Below are 22,084 nucleotides of genomic sequence, written 5' to 3' on the forward strand. Positions count from 1 at the left end.
GGGCGATGCAGGATCAGCTCAACGGGCGGCCGAGGGAGACGCTCGGTTGGAAGACGCCGGCCGAGGCGCTACAATCGGAGCTGGCAAACGCCAACCGTGCAATGACCGCCTGACGCCGCCCGGGGATAATGTCACATTCCGCGATGCGTCAAGGCTTCGGCAGACGTATTGGAATGTGACATTATCCCCGTCCCCCTGTCACGTCCCCCTGTCACGTCCGCAGCCTCTCTGGCGCGCCCGCCGTTGCCCGGCCGTTGCCGGAAACCTCCCGCAAGCCTGGCGTCGCTGTGCTATGATGGCTTCCGTAAATGATACTAAAACTATACCAATTAAAGGAGCCACCATGCCCCAGCAGATCGAACTGAAGGTTTCCGGCATCGACGTCGCCATCGCCTACGCCAACGAGTGCGACCAAACGGTTACGCAGCGCGAGATCGAGGCGTACATCGACCGCGCGCACGCCCAGCATCCCGGCCAGGTGCTGCAGTCCCTGAATCTGGACGTCGACGGCGAGGACGTGGGTATCACGTATGGGTTCGAGGCCGTGCCGTTCGACCGCATCCGCCGCATCACGGGCTACCTGGTGGGTACGATGGACCGTTGGAACGATGCGAAGACCGCCGAGGAATCAGATCGCGTCAAGCACGGCCTCGCTCGCGAGGACCGCGCCCTCACCTGCTCGAACGGCTGCTAGCGTTCCCGCAGCGCGCGCGAGCCCCGAGAAGCGGCCGCCCGGCTCCCTCCGGACAGGCGCGCTCTCGGGGCTCGTCGTTTTTTCTGCGGCCTCGCGCGCGGCGCAGGCGAGGGCGGCTTGATTGCTAGCCGAGGATGCGGGCGAACTCCTTCTCGGCATCTTCCTGCAGCTTCTTGTCTATGGCCACGTAGGCGTCGAGCAGCTTGTCGCCGGCTTCGGTCAGGGTGGATCCGTGCGCGCCGTCGCGGTCGAGCAGCTGGATGCCCAGCGCCGCCTCGGTATCCTTCACGATGCGCCACGCCTTGCTGTAGGCCATGCCCATGCCCTTGGCGGACGCGTTGAGCGAGCCCGTCTCGCGCACGCCCAGGCACAGGTTCGCGATGCCGCGCCCGAACAGCGAGCCGCTCTCGGATTCGGGGTTCATGATGGACAGCCTGATCGTCGGCTTCAGGTTCGCAAGTTCGCTCATAGTCTATCCTCGTCCTTTTCTGGTCATGTCCGCCGTCGCTGCGGGGACCGTCAGTCGTTGCGTGCGGGCGTCGTCGCGTCCAGCTTCTCCAGGAAGCGCGCGGCGGCCGCCTCGATGCTGTCCGTGCCTCCCTCTATCACCTCGCCGAAGCGGACGGGCAGCGCATCGAGCTCGGCCAGGCCGCCGGGGATGTCGTCGTGCCCCGTCTCGCGCGCGATGAGCTGGTTCAGCGCGCAGCCGGAGAGCGCGGCAACGTCGTCGGGCAGCGGCGCGCCCGGCTCCAGGCCGTGCAGCGCGCGGTACACGTTGTCGCCGAACTTGGCCCAGTGCGCCGTGCTGGCGATGAGCACGGGATTTTCGCCCCGGAGGTTCTCGGCGGTCTGGTAGGCGACGGCCGTGTGCGGATCCAGCAGGTAATCGTGCTCGTCGAGCACGCGCTTGATGGTATCCAGGCACGTGGCGTTGTCGATGGAGTCGGGGGCGAACAGCTCCCGCACGCGGGCGAACGTTTCCTCGTCCACGCGGAAGCGGCGCTGCTCGCGCAGGTCGGACATCCAGCCGGCGATGGCGGCGGCGTCGCGCCCCGTCAGCTCGAACAGCTGGCGCTCCAGGTTCGACGACACGAGGATGTCCATCGAAGGGGAGGGCGTCAGCACGAAGGGGCGCTCGGAGATGTCGTAGGTGCCCGTGTTGATGAAGTCGGTCAGCACGCGGTTCTCGTTGCTGGCGCAGTACAGCATGCCCAGCGGCACGCCCATGCGCTTGGCGTAGTAGGCGGCCAGGATGTTGCCGAAGTTGCCCGTGGGCACGCACACGTCCAGCTCGTCGCCCAGTCCCAGCTTGCCGTCGGCCACCAGTTGAGCGTAGGCCGACACGTAGTACACGATCTGGGGCATGAGGCGCCCCCAGTTGATGGAGTTCGCGCTCGACAGCGCAACGCCGTGCTCTTCCAGCAGCTGCTCCGCGAACGCTTCGTCGCCGAACACGTTCTTCGCGCCGGTTTGGCAGTCGTCGAAGTTGCCGCGCACGCCCCACACCTGCACGTTGCGCCCGCGCTGCGTGGCCATCTGCTTGAACTGGATGTCGCTCACGCCGCCGTCAGGGTACATCACGCCTATGCTCACGCCGTCCACGTCGCGGAAGCCCTCGAGCGCGGCCTTGCCCGTGTCGCCCGACGTGGCCACGAGGATGAGGAAGTCGTGGTCGAGCTTTCCCTGCTCGCGCAGCTGGGCGGCGCTTGCGGAGAAGAACCGCGGCAGGCACTGCAGCGCCATGTCCTTGAACGCGCTCGTGGGGCCGTGCCACAGTTCCAGCACGTGGGTGTCGGCCGTAAGCGACGTGATGGGGCAGATACGCTCGTCGTCGAAGTTGTCGCCGTAGGCATGGGCCATGAGCTCTTCGATGGTTTCGGCGGGCAGGTCGACGTCGAACGCCCGGTAGATACGCGCCGCGCGCTGGGCGTAGGGCAGCTGCGCCAGCGCCGCGATGTCCTCCAGGGAGAGCTCCGGGACGCGCTCGGGCACGTACAGCCCGCCGCCCGCCGCCAACCCGTCGACGACGGCTTCCGTGAACGTGACGGGCCGGGGTCCAGCGCCCCGCGTGTCGATGTAGAGGTTCAAAGCCTTGTCCTGCGCTTTCTGGTCGAATTCGCACGTTTCGATTATCCATCCTAAGTATACTATGTTCCGAAAACAACCGGCGCGTCGCGAGACCCTGTTTTTCTTCCTGAAAACTCGATTTGACGAGAACCTGTTCGGCACATCGCCCGAGTATTGGTTGAACTTGCAGCGCGACACCGATTTGTGGGAGTCGCTCGACCTCCATCGCGATGATCTTGAGCGCATAGAGCCGCTCGCCTTGGGCATGGTGGGCTGAGCCTCTTTCGCCCGCCCGACCGCCTTGTTTCCGCTGTGCAACGGTTCGCCTCCGCACCCGCGCGATGCCGCTGTCGCGTCCTACCCTGGTGCTCGATAGCGCAGGCAGGGCAACCGATGAAGGCGAGGCGAGGCGGATGGGCGGGCATGACGGCGAACACGAGGATGTGCGGGACGGCTCTTCCGGAAAGGACGCCTCCGGGGGCGGCATGGCGATGCACAGGGCGAACCTCAAGCGGCGGTTCTTCGCGAGCCTCGTGCTCACGGTGCCCATCCTGCTGCTGTCCTCGCCCATGGGGATGGCGCTCCCCATCACGCTCGCGTTCCCCGGCTCGGACTGGGTAGTGGCGGCGCTCGCCACGGTGCTGTTCGTCTACGGCGGCATGCCGTTTCTGCGCGGGGCGGCAGGCGAGCTCAGGCGCCGCCAGCCCGCCATGATGACGCTCGTGGCGCTCGGCATCACCACGGCCTACGCCTACAGCATCTACGCCTTCGTCCAGCGCTCCGTCCTGCATGCGGAGGGCATGCACATGGACTTCTTCTGGGAGCTGGCCACGCTCATCGTCATCATGCTCCTGGGCCACTGGGTGGAGATGCGGGCCGTCATGGGCGCGGGCGACGCGCTCAAGGAGATGGCCGAGCTCCTGCCGGCGCAGGCCCACGTGGAGCAGCCGGACGGCTCCTTCGCCGATGCGCCGCTGTCCGAGGTGCAGGTGGGGCAGACCGTCATGGTGGAGGCGGGCGAGAAGGTGCCCGCCGACGGCGAGGTCGTGCGCGGCGCCTCGCAGGTGAACGAGGCGCTCGTCACCGGCGAGGCGCGCGACGTGGCCAAGGGGGCAGGCGACTCCGTGTTCGGCGGATCGCAGAACGGCGACGGCACGCTGTACGTGCGCGTGACCGGCACGGGCGACTCGGGCTACCTTGCCCAGGTCATGAAGCTGGTGTCGCAGGCGCAGCAGGAGAAGTCGCGTGCCGAGGTGCTGTCGGACAAGGTGGCGCGCTGGCTGTTCTACGCCGCCGTGGGCGTGGGCGTCGCGGCCTTCGCTGCGTGGCTTGCCGTGACGGGCAGCGTGGGCGACGCGCTCACGCGCATGGTCACGGTGTTCGTCATCGCGTGCCCGCATGCGCTCGGGCTGGCCATACCGCTCGTGGCCGCGCGCTCCACGTCCATCGGCGCGCGGCACGGCCTGCTCGTGCGACGCCGACGGGCGCTCGAGGTGGCGCCGCGCGCGAACGTGGTGATGATGGACAAGACCGGCACGCTCACCGAGGGCGACTTCCGCGTGGCGGAGGTGCGTGCGGTGGGAAAGCCGGGCTCCGGCGACGGCAAGGGCGATAATGCCGGAGGGGCCGCCGGCATTATCGCCGGCAATGACGGGAAAAACGGCGGCGCATCCGCCGACGACCGTGCCGACGACCGCGTGCTCGCGATCCTCGCCGGGCTCGAGCAGTCCTCGTCGCATCCGCTCGCGGCGAGCATCGTGGCCGCCGCGCGCGACCGGGGCGTGCGCCCCGTGCCCGTGCGCGACGAGCACGCCGTGGCCGGCGTGGGCGTGGAGGGCACGCTCGAGGATGGGCGGAAGGCGCTCGTTGCGAACGCGCGCCACCTCGACGAGCGGCGCATCGTCTACGACCGCGGCCTGTTCCAGCAGCTCGCAGGCCGCGGCCTCACGGTGAGCTTCCTCGTGATCGACGGCGTCGTGGCCGGCGTGGTGGCCCAGGGCGACGAGGTGAAGCCCACGGCGCGCGAGGCGGTGCGGCAGCTCAAGGAGCGCGGCATCGCGCCCGTCATGCTCACGGGCGACAACGAGGAGGCCGCGCGCGCCGTGGCCCGCGACCTCGGGATCGACGAGTTCCACGCTGGGCTCGTGCCCCAGGACAAGGTGCGCCTCGTGCAGAAGCGCCGCACGGCGGGCGACGTGGTCATGATGGTGGGCGACGGCATCAACGACGCGCCCGCCCTCGCGAAGGCCGACGTGGGCGTGGCCATCGGCGCCGGCACCGACGTTGCCATCGACTCCGCCGACGTCGTGCTCGTGAAGAGCGACCCGGAGGACATCGTGCGGCTGCTCGACCTGGGCACGAACACCACGCGCAAGATCAAGCAGAACCTCTGGTGGGGCGCCGGCTACAACATCGTGGCCATCCCGCTCGCAGCCGGCGTGCTGGCGCCGGTAGGCATCCTGCTGAGCCCCGCCGTGGGCGCCGTGCTCATGAGCCTGTCCACCGTCATCGTGGCCGTGAACGCGATGACGCTCAAGGCCGGCGACGAGGGGTAGGGCCCGGTGGTGTACGCCTCCCGAAAATCGCCTACGGGCCGTTGAGCGGATGCAGACAAAAAAAGAAAAGTTAACCAAGGCTTCCATTTCATGAAAGTTTGCTATAGAATACTTATTGTTATACGAAGCTAACTGATGGGAGCACAGATGGGCAATGCAACGGTAGCGGGCATGGGCGGGCAGGCGGGCGTGCAAGCCCGCGCGCATGCCGGTACGGGTATCGCATGCGCCGATGCGGACGCGGTTCCCAGCGCCTCGTGCCGACAGATGCCGCTTTCGTTCCTCGGGAGCGGCGAGACGGCCACGATAGCGAAGGTGCGCGGCAGGGGCGACCTGCACCACCACCTGGAGAACCTCGGGTTCGTGGAAGGAGCGCGCGTCACGGTGACGGCCGAGGCTGCGGGCGACCTTATCGTGGAAGTCAAGGGCACGCAGGTCGCGCTCAACAAGCAGATCGCGTCCCGTATCATCACGAACGCCGCCGCCTAGGCGCTGCGGTGCGGCGGGGCGCTTGCACGCTGCTTGCAGTTCGCTTGCATGCTCTTGCAGTTTGCTGGCGTGCGGACTGCCGGCTTTCGCCGCTGTTCGTTTTTTCGTACAAATGTTTCACGTGAAACATTCGGAAGCGAAAATTCGGGCAACCGAGAGCCGAATGGTCGACGGTCCGCTTTTCCGGACGCCCCAAAGCTCTGCATGGTCGCAGGCGCCAAGGTTGCAGGTTCGGCCCGCATGGCCAGGTCGCGCATTCGGTACGAGTGCCCAGATCTGCAGGTTTCGCATTCCCTTGAGTTGGCAGAAGAGTTGGCAGGAATCGGGTGCCGGAGGCACCTGGCGAGGAAGAAAGGATCGGCATATGACAGAAGGGCAGGGTAAGACGCTGCGCGACGTCGCCATCGGCGAGTCGGTCACGGTGCGCCGTCTGACGGGCGAGGGAGCCATCAAACGCCATATCATGGACATGGGCATCACGAAGGGCACGGACGTGTTCGTGCGCAAGGTGGCTCCGCTGGGCGATCCCATCGAGGTCACGGTGCGCGGCTACGAGCTTTCGCTGCGCAAGAGCGAGGCGGAGAACATTTTGGTTTCGTTGGCCTGACGGCCGGCGAAACGACGCTGCGGCTTTCCGTGGCACTCCATCTTGCCACGCTGGCTTGAGCTCACGTGCAAAAGCACGCTCGCCCAACCCGTCACGCCAATCTGGAGCACCACGAAAATCCTCGCTGAACTCGATGGACCGGCGGCTTCGTTTTCGCGCGTCGCGCGAACAACCGGAGCCCTGTTTTTTGAGACATAGTTAGTTACAGTTAACTTCACGACGAGGGGACCGGCAATCCCCTTGCAGCGTGAAACGTGTGCAGGACGATGTCGGGAAAGCATCGACCTGCGCAAATGGAACAAGGAAGCCTGCCCGATGCCCAAGGCAACGGGTAGGGACAAGTGGGAAAGGCAGAACATGGGAATTCGCATAGCGCTTGCCGGCAACCCGAACTGCGGCAAGACAACGATGTTCAACGACCTGACCGGCGCCTCGCAGTACGTGGGCAACTGGCCGGGCGTGACGGTCGAGAAGAAGGAGGGCACCTACACGCGCGACAAGGACGTGACCATCACGGACCTGCCGGGCGTCTACTCGCTTTCGCCGTACTCGCCCGAGGAGGTCGTGACGCGCGACTACCTGCTCGACGGCCGCCCCGACGCGGTCATCAACCTCGTGGACGCCACGAACTTGGAGCGCAACCTCTACCTGACGACGCAGATCCTCGATCTGGGCTTGCCGGTAGTGGTGGCGCTGAACATGATGGACCTGGTGGAGAAGAACGGCGACAAGATCGACGTGGCCAAGCTCTCCAAGAAGCTGGGCTGCCCCGTAGTGGAGACCTCGGCGCTCAAGGGTCGCGGCATGGAGGACCTGCTGAAGACCGCCATCGACGCGGCGAAGAAGGGCACGCCGGCCGCGTCTGACCTGCGCTTCACCTCCGAGGTGGAAGAAGCGCTGGGCCGTGTCATCGACGTGCTGGGTACGCGCGTGACCCCGAACGTGGCGCGCTGGTACGCCATCAAGCTGCTGGAGGGCGAGCAGAAAACCATCGACAAGCTGGGCCTGCCTGCCGGTGACCTCTCGGCCGTTGCAAGCATCCGCGAGGCGCTCGAGAACAGCCAAGACGACGACGCCGAGAGCATCGTCACCGGCGAGCGCTACGACGCCATCGGCGACGTGGTGTCGGAGACGGTGAAGAAGTCGCTCAAAGGCGCCACCACCACGCAGAAGATCGACCGCGTGGTCACGAACCGCTGGCTCGGCATCCCCATCTTCATCGTCATCATGACGCTGGTGTACTACATCTCCGTATCCACCGTGGGCACGCTATTCACCGACTGGGCCAACGACGGCGTCTTCGGCGACGGCTGGCTCTACACCGGCACCGAGCAGTACGACGAAGCGGTCGGCGTTTGGGAAGAGAACATGACAGCCGCCGAGGAAGCCGGCGCAAGCGAGAGCGAACTGGCACTCTTAGCCGAAGAGGAGCCCGATCCCGCAGAGTTCGGCTTCTACCTCCCAGGCCTCACCCCCGTGGCCACCGAGGCGCTGGAGTCCATCGGCACGGCGCCGTGGCTCACGAGCCTCGTCGTGGACGGCATCATCGCCGGCGTGGGCGCGGTGCTCGGCTTCGTTCCCCAGATGATCGTGTTGTTCCTGTTGCTGTCCGTCCTGGAGGCCTGCGGGTATATGGCGCGCGTCGCGTTCATCATGGACCGTATCTTCCGCAAGTTCGGCCTGTCGGGCAAGAGCTTCATCCCCATGCTCATCGCGTCGGGCTGCGGCGTCCCCGCCGTCATGGCCACGAAAACCATTGAGAACGAGAAAGACCGTCGCATGACCATCATGACGACGACCATGATCCCCTGCGGCGCGAAGCTGCCCATCATCGCGCTCGTGTTCGGTGCCATCGCCGGCGGCGATGCGGGCACCACCTGGTGGATCGCGCCGGTGTTCTACTTCCTGGGCGTCATCGCTATCATCGTGTCCGGCATCATGCTGCGCAAGACCAGGATGTTCGCCGGCGAGGCCACGCCGTTCATCATGGAGCTGCCGGCCTATCACGTGCCCGCCGTGAAGAACGTGGCCCTGGCCACGTGGGAGCGCGTGAAGAGCTTCATCGTGAAGGCCGGCACGATTATCTTCCTGTCGTCCATCGTCATCTGGTTCCTCATGAACTTCGGCTTCTACGAAGGCGCGTTCGGCCTTCTCGACACGGAGATGGAAGACTACATCCAGTATAGCCTCATGGCCGGTCTGGGCAACGCGCTGGCGTGGGTGTTCGCGCCGCTTGGCTTCGGCAACTGGGAGTCCGCCGTCACGTCCATCACGGGCCTCGTGGCCAAGGAGAACGTCGTGGCCACGGTGGGCATCCTCACCAGCCTGGGAGACGCCGGCGAGGCCGATCCGTCCATGTGGATGGCGTTCGGCGCCCTCATGGGCGGCAGCGTGCCGGCGATCATGGCCTTCTGCGCCTTCAACCTGCTGTGCGCCCCGTGCTTCGCCGCTATCGGCACCATCCGTCGCCAGATGGCGAGCGCGAAGTGGACCTGGTTCGCCATCGGCTACATGACGGTGTTCGCGTGGGCCGTGGGCCTGATGATCAACCAGTTCGGCATGCTGCTGGGCGGTGGCGAGTTCAGCGTGTGGACTGCCGTGGCCGTCGTGGTGCTGGTGGGCATGCTGTTCCAGCTGTTCCGCCCCCTGCCCGAGTACAAGGACAAGGGCGGCGCGCCGCAGGCCGAGGCCGAGCAGGGTGTTGCGTAAGGCTCCTGCAGGAACCGAACGGCGGGCGCATCCTGCGCCCGCCGTTCGGTGCGTTCGGACGCGAGCGCGTGAGGATATTTCTCGCGAATCATCTGTGCGAAAAGCAATGCGCCGGAAAGCGGCGCCGTGGAAAGGAGGCGGCTCGTGCTGCCATTGGAGATAAGTCCGGCAACCGTCATCATCGGCCTTGTTATCGTGGTGTTGGCCGTGCTAGCCGTGCGACGCCTGGTGCGCCGCGGCACCTGCGACTGCCACGACCACGGAGGAGGCCCGGCGAAGGGCGGCTGCGCGGCAGGAGGCTGCGCTGGGTGCACCGGGTGCGGAGTCGCAGATGCCCTGGTCGCCGACATTGAGCGCGCCGCCAAGCAGGGAAGCGCTCGGTAGGCGCTCGGCAGGCGCAGGGAAATCCAATATATGGAGGAATTGTAAACCAAGGAAAACTTTGCCTTGACCATACGTGTAAGTTAGCATAGACTAACAAATGTCAGAAAGCGACAGCGAAACTTTCCCGGCGCAAGGCAGGCGCCAAAGGGGAAGGCTCGAGCTCTCTGCCTCCTCTTCTTGCTGACACGGCGGCGAAGGCTCCTCTCGTCTGGTCATTCGCCGCACAGCATCGCCGACGGGGGATCCCCCCCCCTCTTCCCCCGTCGGCACTCCTCCCTTTCAGCCTCTTCTCATCTTCGCCTTCGGCGTTCTCTCGGATCTGCGTTTTCCTGTGGCAGGCTGTCAAACTTCGCGGCCCACCGTTTCGAGTGCGACCGGCCGCGACACTTTCCGCCTCCCGGCGTGCAACGCTCGGGGACTACCGGGGGGGGGCTGATGCCGCCCTTTCGGAGGGGGCGAGGGGTGTGGTACCATGGGCGAGGCGCGAAGGAGGGTTCCTGTGGAAAAAATGTCCATGTCGCACGAAGATTATCTCGAGGCCATCGTCATGTTGGGCGGTACGACGGAGGCGTCGGTCCGTTCGGTCGACATCGCGACGAAGCTCGGCGTGTCCAAAGCGTCGGTCAACAAGGCCGTGACGTCCCTGAAGGAGAAGGGCCTGGCCGACCAGCCGTACTACGGCGACATCACGCTTACCGAAGAGGGCTACGCCTATGGAACGTCGGTGCTCGACCGCCATCACATGCTGTTCTCGTTCCTCACGAAGGCCCTCGGCATTCCCGAGGAGCAAGCCGAGCGCGAGGCGTGCCTCATGGAGCATGCCATCAGCGACGAGTCGTTCGAAAAATGGAGTTCTTATATTAAGAAGCTCGATCTCTAGCCCTTGAGAACGCCGCCCTCGAGCGGCGTTTTTTACGGTTTCACCCGCGCTTCGGGCCGCGATTCAACGGTTTCTCAACGGGCCGGCTGTGCGCCTGCGTCCGGTGGCGGGGCCCCTGCTTCTGTGGTATCCTTGAGCAAGCTTCTGGCATTACACCCACCATCAACGAACCACGATGCTAAGAGGAGCGCACTCCATTGGGCAACCAGGCGAATATACTTTCGTTTGACGAGGTGAAACGCGATTCGGGCGCAAGGCGCTCGTCTGTCGCTGCGCCTTTGCGGCCCTCGCGGAGGCGCCCTGCCGGCAGCGTGGAGCAGGGCGTTTCCGCATCGGTGCGCCCGGCCGGGCGCGCGGGCGCCTCTGCCCGTTACGCGGCCTCGCGGCCCCTCTCGGATGCCGCGCGCATCTCCGGCACCGCACCGCGCACGGCTTCCCTCGCAAATCCTGCCCGGCCGCGTTCTATCGTCGATGATTTCCCCGCCTCCTCGGCGCGGGCCGCCGTTACCGCGTACGCCGACCGCGGTTCCCGCATCGAACCTGCCGGCACCGCGCCGCGCCGTCGCCGGGGCGCCCATGCCAGGCAATCCTTCGTCGACCTCGACGAGCCCGACGAGCGTTCCGCTGATCGCGGCGAGGCGGAGGACGAAGCCCCCGATAAGCGCTCGCGCCTGCAGGAGTTCCGCCGCAGGCGCCAGAAGGACCGTGCCGACAAGAAGTTCGACAAGCAGTTCGGCGGCAGCCGCGCAACCGATGCGCCGGCCGCGGGATCGCGCGCGGCCGTGTACAAGGGCGAGATGGGCTCCAACCACAAGCGCGCCGCGCGCATGCAGAACGACGCAGCCGGCAAGGCGCGCACGTTCTCGCTCGCATCGCTCAACCCGCTCGCACTGCTCTCCTCGGGAAAACAGTCGCCGAAGGCCATCGCCGGCCTCGGTTTTGTCGCCTGCCTTCTGCTCACGTGCTGGTTTTTGTACACTCCGACGCAGCAGCTGTACCACTCGGTGCGCGAGCACGACCGGCTCCAAGCGGAGTACGCGGCCATCGAGCAGCGCAACGCCTCGCTCGAGTCCGAGGTGGGCACGCTGCAGACGGACGCCGGCATCGAGGACCGCGCGCACGAGCAGTTCGGCTGGGTGCCGGAGGGCGAGCAGACCGCCAACGTGCACGGCCTTGCCGCCGACGCCGGCAACGACGAGGGCTCGAACTTCACGGCGAACATCGTGGCCGGCAGCGTGGAGGCGCCCGAGACGTGGTACTCGCCGGTGCTCGACGCCCTATTCGGCGTGAAATAGCCCCGTATTCGCGCGCGTCCGGCCCGCACGGGGCGGCCCGTGCGACCGAAGCATCCAAGGAGGAAGCGACCCTATGGCAACCCATCTGACGGATCCCGCGCCTACCTGCACGGCCCCCGGCACGCTGCGTCCCGGCCGCTATGCCGCCATCGACATCGGCACGGTGACGTGCCGCATGCTCGTGGCCGACATCGACGAGGCGGGAGCGCTGCACGAGCTGCGGCGCGAGTACGCCATCACGAACCTGGGCGAGGGCGTGGACGCCTCCGGCGTGCTGAAACCCGAGGCCATGCAGCGCGTGGCCGACGTGGTCGCCCGCTACCAGGCCATCCTCGACGCGTGCGAGCCGGAGGACGGCGGCGGCATCACCGTGACGGCCGTGGCCACGTCGGCCTCGCGCGATGCCCGCAACGCCGACGAGTTCGTGGCCCTGCTGGCCGATGCGGGCATCACGCTGACCGTCGTGCCGGGCGAGCGCGAGGCGGCGCTGTCGTTCGCGGGCGCGTCGTGCGACTTCGCGGGCGAGCGCATCCTCGTGGTGGACGTGGGCGGGGGCTCGACTGAGCTCGTCGCCGGGCGGGCAGGCGAGGCGCCCGTTCAGGCGCATTCGTTCGACATCGGGTGTCGCCGCGTGACCGAGAAGTTCCTGGAGGCCGATCCGCCTTCCGACGAGGAGCTCGGCCGTGCCCGCGCGTGGATCGCCGAGGAGATGCGCTCCTACTTCGACGACCTGGGCGCCGGCGGGTTCGCGCCCGAGCGGGTGGTGGCGGTGGCCGGCACGGCCACGAGCGTGGTGGCGGTGCACGAGCGCATGGCGGAGTACGACTCGTCGCGCGTTCATCGGTCCGTGGTGGAGCGCGCCGTGCTGAACGAGGTGTACGCCCAGCTGGCCAGCGTGGGCCTGGACGAGCGCCGCCGCACGGCAGGCCTCGATCCCGGCCGCGCCCCCGTGATCGTGGCGGGCCTTGTGATCTTGCAGGTGGTGCTGGACCTGGCCGGCATGCCGTCGTTCACGGTGAGCGAGTCCGACATCCTTCACGGCATCGTGCTGGAAGCCGCGCGCGCGGCCGTGTAGCATGCGTTGCGGCCGCCTTGCCCCGTCCCGCTGGCGCCGAAAGTTTGCTACCATATACCGTGCGCGCCGCCTGTTCGGGGAAGAGGCGCGCGAAGGCGGAGCTACGTGGGGACGTGGCGGAATTGGCATACGCAGCGGACTTAAAATCCGCCGGCCTCGGTCTTGTGGGTTCGAGTCCCACCGTCCCTACCATTCTCCCGGCCGCCCTCGCCGCTTAGGTGCTTTTCGCGGCCCTCAAGGCTCCATGCACCGGTTTCGCATACTCCACCCCAGCCATGCAGTTTTCACGTAGATGATGCTGCCGGTCGCCTTGCCTGTTCATAGTGCGCGAAAACCTTGTGGTACGATTGCTCAAGCTGTCGCGGCGAGCGCGATGAGCGCGTTTTGGGGCAGAGCCTATCCGTCGAGCGAAGAAAGCGTTATGGACAACATCAACGACATCATCGCGGCCATCGAAGAGCCGCCCGAGACCTTCGAAGAATACCTCACCCGCTACGCCGCCCAGGTGGGAACGCTGGTGAACTCGTACATCCCCCAGGGATCGCACCCCGACATGGACCGCTACCTGTACGAGCCGCTCAACGCGTACAGCCAGAACGGCGGCAAGCGCCACCGTCCGCTCATCTGCTTCGCGGCCTGCCGTGCGGTGGGCGGCGACATGGCGCGCGCCACGAGCGCGGCGGCCGCCATCGAACATTTCCATACGGCGGCGCTTATCCATGATGACATCGCCGACGAGGCCGAGCTGCGCCGCGGCGAGCCCTGCCTGCACCTCACCGAGGGCATGGGGCTGGCCATCAACATGGGCGACCTTGCGCTTTCGTTGGTGAACGGCACGGTCATCAACGACCCGCTGCTCGACGATGCCACCAAGGTGCGCGTGGTGAACGAGCTCATAGAGATGACGCGCCGCACCATCGAGGGCCAGGCGCTCGACATCGGCTGGGCGCGCGACGGCCGCTACGACATTACCCCCGAGGACTACCTCGTCATGGCCACTCACAAGACGGCGCATTACTCCGGCGCCGTGCCGCTGGCCATCGGCGCCATCATAGGCGGCGGCACCGAGGCCGAGATCGAGGCGTTGCGCAACTACGGTCTGGACACGGGCCTGGCGTTCCAGATCCAAGACGACCTGCTGAACCTCATAGGTTCCGAGGAGTCCACGAAGAAGGACTTCCGCAACGACATCACCGAAGGCAAGCGCACGCTCATGGTGGTTCACGCGCTGCAGCACTCCGACGACCGCGACCGTCTCATCGACATCCTGTCGTCGAAGGAGAAGGACCAGGCCGTGCTCGCGGAGGCTGTGGACATCATGGAGACGTCGGGCAGCATCGAGTACGCCCGCAACTACGCCGAGAACCTCACGAGCATAGCGAAGAACCGCCTGGTGGACATGGTGCGCCCGTCCTCCTCGCGCGAGCTGCTCATCTCCATGGCCGACTGGTTCGTGAACCGCTTGAAGTAACGGGTTCCGCGGGCCGACGGCCCGCGCCCTCCCTACAGAAAGCAGCTTGCCACGATGACGATGGCGGTGGTCAGCAGGCCCGACACGGCAATGCTCACGCCGCTCATGGCGCCTTCCAGCTCGCCCATCTCAAGCGCCTTCGTCGTGCCCACCGCATGGCTGCACGTGCCGATGGCCACGCCCTTGGCGATGCCGTCGCGCACGCGGAACAGGCGCGCCATGAGCGGCGCGGTGATGGCGCCCAGGATGCCGGTGACGATGACGGCCGCCACGGTGATGGACGTCACACCGCCCAGCTGCTCCGACACCGCGATGGCGATGGGCGTGGTCACCGACTTGGGGATGAACGACAGCGCCAGCGCGTCGTCGAGCCCCAGCAGCTTGCATAGTGCATAGGCGCTGGTCATCGAAACGATCGATCCCACGAGGCATCCGGCGAAGATGGGAACGAAGTGGTCCTTGAGCGTCTGGCGCTGGCGGTACACCGAGTAGGCCAGCGCCACCGTGGCCGGCCCCAGCAGAAACGAGATGAGCTGCACGCTCTGCTCGTACGACTCCAGCGGGATGCGCAGCGCCACGAGCGCCGCGATGATGAGGGCAACGGTGACCAGCAGGGGGTTGAGCAGCGGAGACTTCACGCGCTCGTACAGCAGCACGGAAAGCTTGAACACCGCGAGCGAGGCTGCGGTTCCCAACAGGAGGGTCAGCCCGAGGTGCGCCATCGCTTCCATGCCGCCTACGCCTCCTCGTCGGCCGTGCGAGCGTCGCGCTTCGCCATCAAGCGCGATACGAGCATCACCGTGTACGCTGTTGCCAGAAACACGAGCACCGTGGTCACCACGCAGACGAGCGCGAACTTCGCCGCATTGCCCTCCAGCAGCGACACGCACCCTAAGATGGCCACACCGGCGGGGATGAAGAACAGCGACATGTTGTCCAGCAGGCAGTCGCAGGCATCGCCCACGTGCCGTGCTTTCAGCAGGCCCGTCCCCAGAAGCACGAGCAAGAGCACCATGCCCACGATGTTGCCCGGCAGGTGGATGGGGAGCGCCGACGCGAGCGCGCAACCGGCGGCGTACACAGCCACCACGACGGCGAGCTGCGCCGCGAACCGTGCGCCCCGCTTGCCGGCGCGCCCGGCCCTCGCGCGCCACGAGGCATCGTTGGGAGAGGGTGCGCAAGCGCACCCGGAGACGCCCGATACGGCGTCGTTCAGCTGTTCCATGACACGGATTCCTCACCAGTAGGCGGGTTGCATGCGGCGCCCCGCCCCGCATGTCCCGCTCGTTTTTCCGTGCTTATTGTACGGCTGCGCAAAAATATATGCGCGGCAGGCGCCCAGAATCCACGTAAAACGAAAGCGACACCGCCGAAACCCGGCGATGCCGCACGCGATCCGATGGCGTTCCTGCGCTAGTCCTTGCCAACCAACGCATTCACCAGGGCCGATACGATGCTGATAACGATGGAGGCCACGAACGCGCTGCCGAACGAGTCGATAACGAGCCCCACCTGGAAGATCCCGTTCGCCAGCCACGCGGCGATGTAGAGCATGAGCGTGTTCACCACGAGGTAGAAGATGCCGAGCGTGATCACGCTGATGGGCAAGCTCAGCACCTGCATGATGGGCTTGATGCTGATGTTGACGAGCGACAGGATCAGGCCGAAGATGGCGATGCCCACCCAAGCGTCCGTGCCGCCGAGGATCTCCATGCCCGGAACGAGCCACACGGCCACGCCCACGGCGACGGCGGTGACGAGCCAGCGGATGATGAAGTTCATGGCGGGTCCTCTTTCTTGATGGTTGCATACGGATTGCACTATAGGCGCGAAAAACGAAGCCGCGCGAAACAGTGGGGAAACCGTTACGCGCGGCTTCTTGGGGACGTCCTCGACCGCCGCCCTGGATTCCCTGCGGGGTTAGAAGCGCAGGCTCAGGCAGCTCAAGCCCCCGTCGAGCTTGCGGTACTCGCTCGTGTCCACGGTGATGGTCTCGTAGCCGGCGTCTTGCACGGCCTTCAACACGGTGGGGTAGCCCTCGGGCACTATGACGGTGCCGTTAACCCAGATGCAGTTGGCGGCATAGGCCTCGTCCTCGGGGATCTCGATGCGGTGGTACTGCTCGAAGTCCGGCTTGGTCACGAACTCGCCGGACACCAGCATGTTGCCGTCCTCCAGGTAGTTCACGCCGGTCTTCAGGTGCAGCACGTGCTCCAGCGGCACCTCGGAGCCCTCGAGGCCCCAGCCCTCCAGGATCTCGAAGAACTGGCGTATGCCCTCCTCGTTCGTGCGGGCGGAGCGCCCCACGTAGAAGTGGTCGCCCACCATCATCACGTCGCCGCCGTCGAGCGTGCCGGGGCTTTCGATGTGCTTCACGCGGCTGTCGTCGAAGAACTGGCGCACGGCGGGCTCTATCTCGTCCTTCTCGCCGTTGCGGCTGGCCGCGCCTGGGTTCGTGATGATGGCGCCGCAGCGCGTGATGACGGCCGGGTCCTCCACGAAGCAGGAGTCGGGGAACTGCTCGAGCGCAGGCAGCACCGTCACTTCCACGCCGCAGTCCTTCAGGGCCGCGATGTAGTCGTCATGCTGCTTGCATGCCAGCTCGTAGTCCGGCTTGCCCAGCTCGGGTGCCGACGTGATGCCCTCCACCATGCTCTTGGCCGGGCGGCGGACGATAACGTTGGTGAACTTGGTCATGTGTGCTCCTTCAGTTGCGCGGTACGGGTATGCGTTTCGATGCGTATACTATAGTGTAGCTTTCCGCGATGACGATAGACGGGTTCGAAAATGACGAAACGGTTGCAAGACGCGCACGCCCTCCACGGTCCCGACCGCCCTCGGAAGGGCTCCGAGGGCGTCGGCGCAGGGACGCCCGTCTGCCCCCATGCCCAAACGTGCGGCGCCTGCCAGCACGTGAACGAGCCCTATGCGGCCCAGCTCGCGCGCAAGGATGCGCGCGTGGCCGAGCTGTTCGGCGGCTTCGAGGGCGCCGAGCTGCGGCCTATCTTGGGCATGGACGACCCGTTCCGCTACCGCAACAAGGTGGTCTCGCCGTATGCGCCGGGCAAGAAGCTGCCGGGTGCCGCGCCGGGTGGAAGGGCCGAGAAGGGCAAGGGCTCGCGCGGCGACCGTGCCCGCGAGGCGCGCGGCCGCCGCACGGCGGGCCGGGCGCGCCATGAGATACTCTGCGGCATGTACGCCGCCCACTCCCACCGCATCGTGCCGACCGATGGGTGCCTCGTGGAGAACGAGCAGGCCAAGCAGATTATCCTGGCCATCCGTTCCCTCATGCCCCGCTTCGGCATCGAGCCCTACCGCGAGGATGCGCACAGCGGCTTTCTGCGCCACGCCGTGGTGCGCGTGGGGCATACGAGCGGCGAGATGCTGGTGACGCTGGTGACGAACGGCCGGGAGTTCCCCGGCTCGCGCGCGTTCTGCCGCGAGCTGGTTAAGCGCTGCGCCGGCATCACCACCATCGTGCAGAACGTGAACGAGCGCCAGACGAACGTGATCCTGGGCGAGCGCGAGCAGGTGCTGTACGGGCCCGGGTTCATCCTGGACCAGCTGTGCGGCTTGAGCTTCCGTATCTCGTCGCAGTCGTTCTACCAGGTGAACGCCGTGCAGACCGAGGTGCTGTACCGGCAGGCCGTGGAGTTGGCGCACCTTGCCGGCGCCGAGCGCGTGGTGGACGCGTACTGCGGCACGGGCACCATCGGCCTCGTGGCCGCCAAGCACGGGGCGGCTCGGGTGGTGGGCGTGGACTCCGTGGCTTCGGCCATCCGCGACGCGCGCGAGAACGCGCGGCACAACGGCGTGGAGAACGCCCGGTTCGTCGTGGGCGACGCGGGCGCTTTCATGCGCGAAGCCGCCGCCGATGGCGAGCAAGTGGACGTGGTGCTCATGGATCCGCCGCGCGCGGGCTCGAGCGAGGAGTTCCTGGAATCGTTGGCTGGGTGCGCGCCCGCGCGCGTGGTGTACATCTCCTGCAACCCGGAGACGCAGGCGCGCGACGTGCGGCAGCTGGAGCGCCGCGGCTACCGCCTGCGCACGCTGCAGCCGGTGGACATGTTCCCCCACACGGACCACATCGAGACGATCGCGCTGCTGGAGCGCGAAGGAGGGCGATAGCATGGACGAGCAGGCGAAGGCGGGCGGTTGGGACGGGGCGTCCGCGGGCGCCGGGCGCGCAGGCGGGGAAAGGGCCGACGCCTACCGGTTCGCGCTCGACACGATCCTCGACGGCATGCGCGCCAACGTGTACGTCACCGACCCCGCCACCGACAAGATCCTCTACATGAACCGCTACATGAGGGAGGACTACGGGCTGGACCGGCCCGAGGGCACGCTGTGCTGGCAGACGCTGCAGCGCAACCTGGACCGCCGCTGCCCGTTCTGCCCGGTGGACAAGCTCGAGGCCGCCGAGCCTGGCCGTTTGGTGGAATGGGAGGAGACGAGCTCGAAAACCGGCCGCGTGTACCGCAACTGCGACAGCCTCATCCGCTGGTTCGACGGCTCGCTCGTGCACCTGCAGCAGTCCGTGGACATCACCGACGTGAAGACGGCCAGTATCGACGAGCTTACCGAGCTGCTCACGCGGCGCGTCGGCAAGGGCCGCCTGCAGGCGCGCATGGACCGCGAGCGCGACGAGGGCGACGTGTTCAGCGTGTGCCTGTTCGACATCAACCGTCTTAAGGAGATCAACGACCGGTTCGGACATGCCGAGGGCGACGTGGTGCTGCGGGCTGCGGCCGACGCGGCGCGCAGCCAGCTCTCGGGCGAAGAGTTCGCCTTCCGCCTCTCGGGCGACGAGTTCGTCTGCGTGGTGGAGGGCGATGCCGCCGAGGCGCGCGGCAAGATGGAGCGTGCCGACGACCTGCTCTCGGGCCGCGTGAAGGGCGATCTAAGGGAGACGGGCTTCTGCTTCGGCATCGTGGAGGTGCAGGGGAGCGACGTCGCCGAGGTCAACGAGGTGCTCACCATGGCCGACGAGCGCATGTACGAGCAGAAGCGCCGCCTGCACATCGGGCGCAGCGAGGCGCGTGCGCAGGAGGCGCTGGAGCGCAACAGCGTCCTGACCGACGAGGACGTGGGCGCGTTCGCGTTCGATGTGGACTTGCTGTACGACGCCCTGGTGGACAGCACCGACGACTACCTCTACGTATGCAACATGAAGACGGGCGTGTTCCGCTACCCGCAGGCCATGGTGGAGGAGTTCGGCCTGCCGGCGCAGGTGGTGGCCGATGCGGCGGCCGTATGGGGCTCGCACGTGCATCCCGATGACCGCCAGGCATTCCTCGAGTCCAACCAGGACATCGTCGACGGGCGCACGACGCGGCACTGCGTGGAGTACCGGGCCCTCAACCGTGCGGGCGAGTACGTGTGGCTGCGCTGCCGCGGCATGCTCATGCACGACGGCGACGGCGAGCCCAGCCTGTTCGCGGGCTTCATCACCAACCTGGAGAAGAAGAACAAGGTGGACCACCTCACCGGGCTGTTCAACAAATTCGAATTCGAGGACGTGGTGCGCCGCGCCTTGGAGGCGCGCCCTGACGAGCGGCTGGGCCTCATGGTGCTGGGGATCGACGATTTGCGCCACATCAACGACCGTTACGACCGCGGCTTCGGCGACGACGTCATCCGCATCATCGCGCATCGCATCCAGAGCGCGCTCGTAGGGCGTGCGTATGTGTACCGCTTGGACGGCGACGAGTTCGCGGTTGTGGCGCGCGGCGACGACGCCGCCACGCTGCCCGACGTGTACCAGGCGCTGCACCAGTCCTTCCGCCGCCAGCAGACGCACGAGGGCAAGAAGTTCTACTGCACGCTCTCGGCCGGCTGCGCCCAGTACCCGGCGGATGCGGAAACCTACGAGGACCTGGTGAAGTTCGCGAACTACGCGTTGGAGTACGCCAAGGCGCACGGCAAGAAGCGCCGCGTGCCGTTCTCGCCCAGCATCCTGGCGGAGCGCTCGCGCACGCTGGAGCTGGTGGAGCGCCTGCGCGACAGCATCGAGCACGATTTCGAGGGCTTCCGGCTGGTGTTCCAACCGCAGGTAAACGCCGCGGACGGGCGCGTGATCGGCGCCGAGGCGCTGGCACGCTGGAGTTGCGACGCCTGCGGGGAGGTGCCGCCGTTGGAGTTCATCCCGCTGCTGGAGGAGAGCGGCCTCATCGTGCCGTTCGGCGCCTGGGTGCTGCGCCGCGCCATGGAGACGGCCGCGCGGTGGCGCGCCTGGAACCCCGACTTCGTCATGAGCGTGAACCTGTCGTACCGCCAGCTCGACGAGGCCAAGCTCGTGCCGAGCATCGCCGAGGCGCTGGCGACCACGGGCCTGCCGCCGGCGAACCTGGTGGTGGAGATGACCGAGAGCTGCTTCGCCAGCAGCAGCGAGGCGGCTCAGAAGCTGTTCGCCGGCGTGCGGGCGCTGGGCGTGCGCATCGCCATGGACGACTTCGGCACGGGCTATGCGGCGCTGGGCATGCTGAAGCAGTCGCCGGCCGACATCGTGAAGATCGACCGCACGTTCGTGCGCGACATCCGCGACAGCACGTTCGACGCCACGTTCATCCGGTTCGTGGTGGAGCTGTGCCATGACGTGGGCATCCGCGTGTGCCTGGAGGGCGTGGAGGTGCCGGAGGAGTACGAGGCCGTGAGCGGCATGGGCCTGGACAGCATCCAGGGCTTCCTGTTCGGCCGTCCCTGCCCTCCGGACGAGTTCGAGCGGAAGTTCCTGGGGAAGGAGTAGGCTTCGGGCGCGCGAGGGCGCGGCAGACGCCGTTTTGCCGGCGGCGGCCTGCGGGCTCTTTCCCGCAGCAGCGACCGGGCGGGCGGATCGCGAAGATTCCGTGGCGGCGTCCTTCTTTCCGCGGCCGGCGTGGTACGATTTCCTAAAACCCAGCAAAACACTAGGAGATAGACATGGCAGACCATATTTCAGAGCTCATCGGCGAGACCCCGCTCGTGCTGCTGGACGCGCTCTCGCAGGAGACGGGCCTTCGCGTGCTCGCCAAGTACGAGGCGGCGAACCCCGGCGCGTCTATCAAGGACCGCGCGGCCCGCTCGATGATCGACCGCGCCGAGGAGCGGGGCGAGATCGCGCCGGGCCGCACGGTGCTCGTGGAGCCCACGAGCGGGAACACCGGCGTGGCCGTGGCCATGATCGGCGCCGCGCGCGGCTACGAGGTGGTCATCGCCATGCCCGAGTCCATGAGCCGCGAGCGGCGCGCGCTCATGGCGGCCTACGGGGCGCGGCTGGAGCTCACGCCGGCGGCGGCGGGCATGGCCGGCGCCGTGGCGCGCGCCGAGGAGATAGCGCGCGAGGTGCCGGGCGCATGGATCGTCGGCCAGTTCACGAACCCGGACAACCCCCGCGCCCACGAGGAGACCACCGGGCCCGAGATCGTGCGGCAGCTGGGCGGCTTCCCCGACTACGTGGTGGCCGGCGTGGGCACCGGCGGCACGCTGTCGGGCGTGGCGCACTACCTGCGCGCGCAGGGCGCTCCCACGAAGTTCTACGCCGTGGAGCCGGCGGAGAGCCCGCTCGTGTCGCAAGCGCTGGCCGGCGAGGAGCTGGCGCCCGCGTCCCACGGCATTCAGGGCATCGGCGCGAACTTCATCCCCGCCACGCTCGATTTGGACGCGTTGGACGGCGCGCTGGCAGTCTCGGTCGACGACGCGCTGGCCGCCGCGCGCGACCTGGCGTCCCGCGAGGGCCTGCTCGTGGGCATCTCGTCGGGCGCGAACGCCGCCGCCGTGCTGAGGCTCGCGGCCGAGCGCCCTGAGGCGCGCGGCGCGACCGTGGTCACGTTCGCGGTGGATACGGGCGAGCGCTACCTGTCCACCCCGCTGTTCGCGTAAG

The 22,084-nt window shown here is 67.0% G+C and carries 20 protein-coding genes and 1 tRNA gene; 15 read left to right on the top strand and 6 right to left on the bottom strand.

The annotated features are described in order from the left end of the window. Window positions 1-343 precede the first annotated feature (343 nt). Complete coding sequence (gene nrdD / locus K9U15_RS11885; RefSeq protein WP_087190016.1) at window positions 344-694, top strand: anaerobic ribonucleoside-triphosphate reductase; 351 nt, start codon at window positions 344-346, stop codon at window positions 692-694. Window positions 695-818: 124 nt separating this feature from the next. On the opposite strand, the gene K9U15_RS11890 is transcribed toward nrdD, so the two are convergent. After that, complete coding sequence (locus tag K9U15_RS11890) at window positions 819-1,163, bottom strand: winged helix-turn-helix domain-containing protein (protein WP_087190015.1); 345 nt, start codon at window positions 1,161-1,163, stop codon at window positions 819-821. Window positions 1,164-1,213: 50 nt separating this feature from the next. Then, window positions 1,214-2,782, bottom strand: a complete 1,569-nt coding sequence (gene thrC, locus K9U15_RS11895; protein ID WP_301156192.1) for a threonine synthase — start codon at window positions 2,780-2,782, stop codon at window positions 1,214-1,216. 61 nt (window positions 2,783-2,843) lie between these two features. Here thrC and K9U15_RS11900 point away from each other — a divergent pair, with 61 nt between their 5' ends. The 11 genes from K9U15_RS11900 (at window position 2,844) to K9U15_RS11950 (ending at window position 14,226) form a co-directional block, all read left to right on the top strand. Beyond that, on the top strand, window positions 2,844-3,038 hold the full coding sequence (locus tag K9U15_RS11900) for a hypothetical protein (protein WP_241557672.1): 195 nt from the start codon (window positions 2,844-2,846) through the stop codon (window positions 3,036-3,038). 136 nt (window positions 3,039-3,174) lie between these two features. Then, the gene (locus K9U15_RS11905) at window positions 3,175-5,316 is read left to right on the top strand and encodes an HAD-IC family P-type ATPase (protein WP_123673378.1); all 2,142 of its coding nucleotides are present in this window, start codon (window positions 3,175-3,177) and stop codon (window positions 5,314-5,316) included. Between the two features lie 147 nt (window positions 5,317-5,463). Further along, window positions 5,464-5,805, top strand: coding sequence for a FeoA family protein (locus tag K9U15_RS11910; RefSeq protein WP_096227741.1), 342 nt, complete (start codon window positions 5,464-5,466; stop codon window positions 5,803-5,805). A 364-nt stretch (window positions 5,806-6,169) separates the two neighbouring features. Continuing rightward, a complete protein-coding gene (locus tag K9U15_RS11915; RefSeq protein WP_087190012.1) occupies window positions 6,170-6,412 on the top strand; it encodes a FeoA family protein in 243 nt (80 codons plus the stop codon). Between the two features lie 357 nt (window positions 6,413-6,769). Beyond that, window positions 6,770-9,121: a ferrous iron transporter B gene (locus K9U15_RS11920; RefSeq protein ID WP_154270097.1), complete on the top strand. Its 2,352-nt coding sequence runs from the start codon at window positions 6,770-6,772 to the stop codon at window positions 9,119-9,121. A gap of 144 nt (window positions 9,122-9,265) precedes the next feature. Next, window positions 9,266-9,505 (top strand): hypothetical protein, encoded by a 240-nt coding sequence (locus K9U15_RS11925; RefSeq protein ID WP_096227742.1) that lies wholly within the window; start codon window positions 9,266-9,268, stop codon window positions 9,503-9,505. A 499-nt stretch (window positions 9,506-10,004) separates the two neighbouring features. Beyond that, window positions 10,005-10,385: a metal-dependent transcriptional regulator gene (locus K9U15_RS11930; RefSeq protein WP_041239223.1), complete on the top strand. Its 381-nt coding sequence runs from the start codon at window positions 10,005-10,007 to the stop codon at window positions 10,383-10,385. Between the two features lie 311 nt (window positions 10,386-10,696). Then, window positions 10,697-11,680 (top strand): septum formation initiator family protein, encoded by a 984-nt coding sequence (locus K9U15_RS11935; protein ID WP_241557665.1) that lies wholly within the window; start codon window positions 10,697-10,699, stop codon window positions 11,678-11,680. Window positions 11,681-11,753: 73 nt separating this feature from the next. Beyond that, window positions 11,754-12,755 (top strand): exopolyphosphatase, encoded by a 1,002-nt coding sequence (locus tag K9U15_RS11940; RefSeq protein WP_096227743.1) that lies wholly within the window; start codon window positions 11,754-11,756, stop codon window positions 12,753-12,755. Window positions 12,756-12,862: 107 nt separating this feature from the next. Next, window positions 12,863-12,947 (top strand) — tRNA-Leu (locus tag K9U15_RS11945). A gap of 229 nt (window positions 12,948-13,176) precedes the next feature. Then, the gene (locus K9U15_RS11950; protein WP_015539437.1) at window positions 13,177-14,226 is read left to right on the top strand and encodes a polyprenyl synthetase family protein; all 1,050 of its coding nucleotides are present in this window, start codon (window positions 13,177-13,179) and stop codon (window positions 14,224-14,226) included. A gap of 32 nt (window positions 14,227-14,258) precedes the next feature. On the opposite strand, the gene K9U15_RS11955 is transcribed toward K9U15_RS11950, so the two are convergent. From K9U15_RS11955 to K9U15_RS11970, 4 genes are all read right to left on the bottom strand, one after another. Then, window positions 14,259-14,957, bottom strand: a complete 699-nt coding sequence (locus tag K9U15_RS11955; RefSeq protein ID WP_087190008.1) for an LrgB family protein — start codon at window positions 14,955-14,957, stop codon at window positions 14,259-14,261. A gap of 5 nt (window positions 14,958-14,962) precedes the next feature. Next, entirely contained in the window at window positions 14,963-15,451 is a 489-nt protein-coding gene (locus tag K9U15_RS11960; RefSeq protein WP_096227744.1) for a CidA/LrgA family protein, read from the bottom strand. A gap of 188 nt (window positions 15,452-15,639) precedes the next feature. Then, the gene (locus K9U15_RS11965) at window positions 15,640-16,008 is read right to left on the bottom strand and encodes a phage holin family protein (RefSeq protein WP_087190006.1); all 369 of its coding nucleotides are present in this window, start codon (window positions 16,006-16,008) and stop codon (window positions 15,640-15,642) included. A 138-nt stretch (window positions 16,009-16,146) separates the two neighbouring features. Further along, entirely contained in the window at window positions 16,147-16,923 is a 777-nt protein-coding gene (locus K9U15_RS11970; protein ID WP_096227745.1) for a dimethylarginine dimethylaminohydrolase family protein, read from the bottom strand. Between the two features lie 90 nt (window positions 16,924-17,013). Between K9U15_RS11970 and rlmD the strand changes: the two genes are divergently transcribed. From rlmD to cysK, 3 genes are all read left to right on the top strand, one after another. Beyond that, window positions 17,014-18,354 carry a 23S rRNA (uracil(1939)-C(5))-methyltransferase RlmD gene (gene rlmD / locus K9U15_RS11975; RefSeq protein ID WP_301156195.1) on the top strand — a complete coding sequence of 447 codons (1,341 nt, stop codon included), beginning with the start codon at window positions 17,014-17,016 and terminating at the stop codon, window positions 18,352-18,354. Between the two features lies 1 nt (window position 18,355). After that, the gene (locus tag K9U15_RS11980; protein ID WP_096227747.1) at window positions 18,356-20,971 is read left to right on the top strand and encodes a bifunctional diguanylate cyclase/phosphodiesterase; all 2,616 of its coding nucleotides are present in this window, start codon (window positions 18,356-18,358) and stop codon (window positions 20,969-20,971) included. A gap of 173 nt (window positions 20,972-21,144) precedes the next feature. Beyond that, on the top strand, window positions 21,145-22,083 hold the full coding sequence (gene cysK, locus K9U15_RS11985) for a cysteine synthase A (RefSeq protein WP_096227748.1): 939 nt from the start codon (window positions 21,145-21,147) through the stop codon (window positions 22,081-22,083). Window position 22,084 lies beyond the last annotated feature (1 nt).

Source organism: Gordonibacter sp. RACS_AR68, from assembly GCF_030418485.1.
Taxonomy (GTDB): Bacteria; Actinomycetota; Coriobacteriia; order Coriobacteriales; family Eggerthellaceae; genus Gordonibacter; species Gordonibacter urolithinfaciens.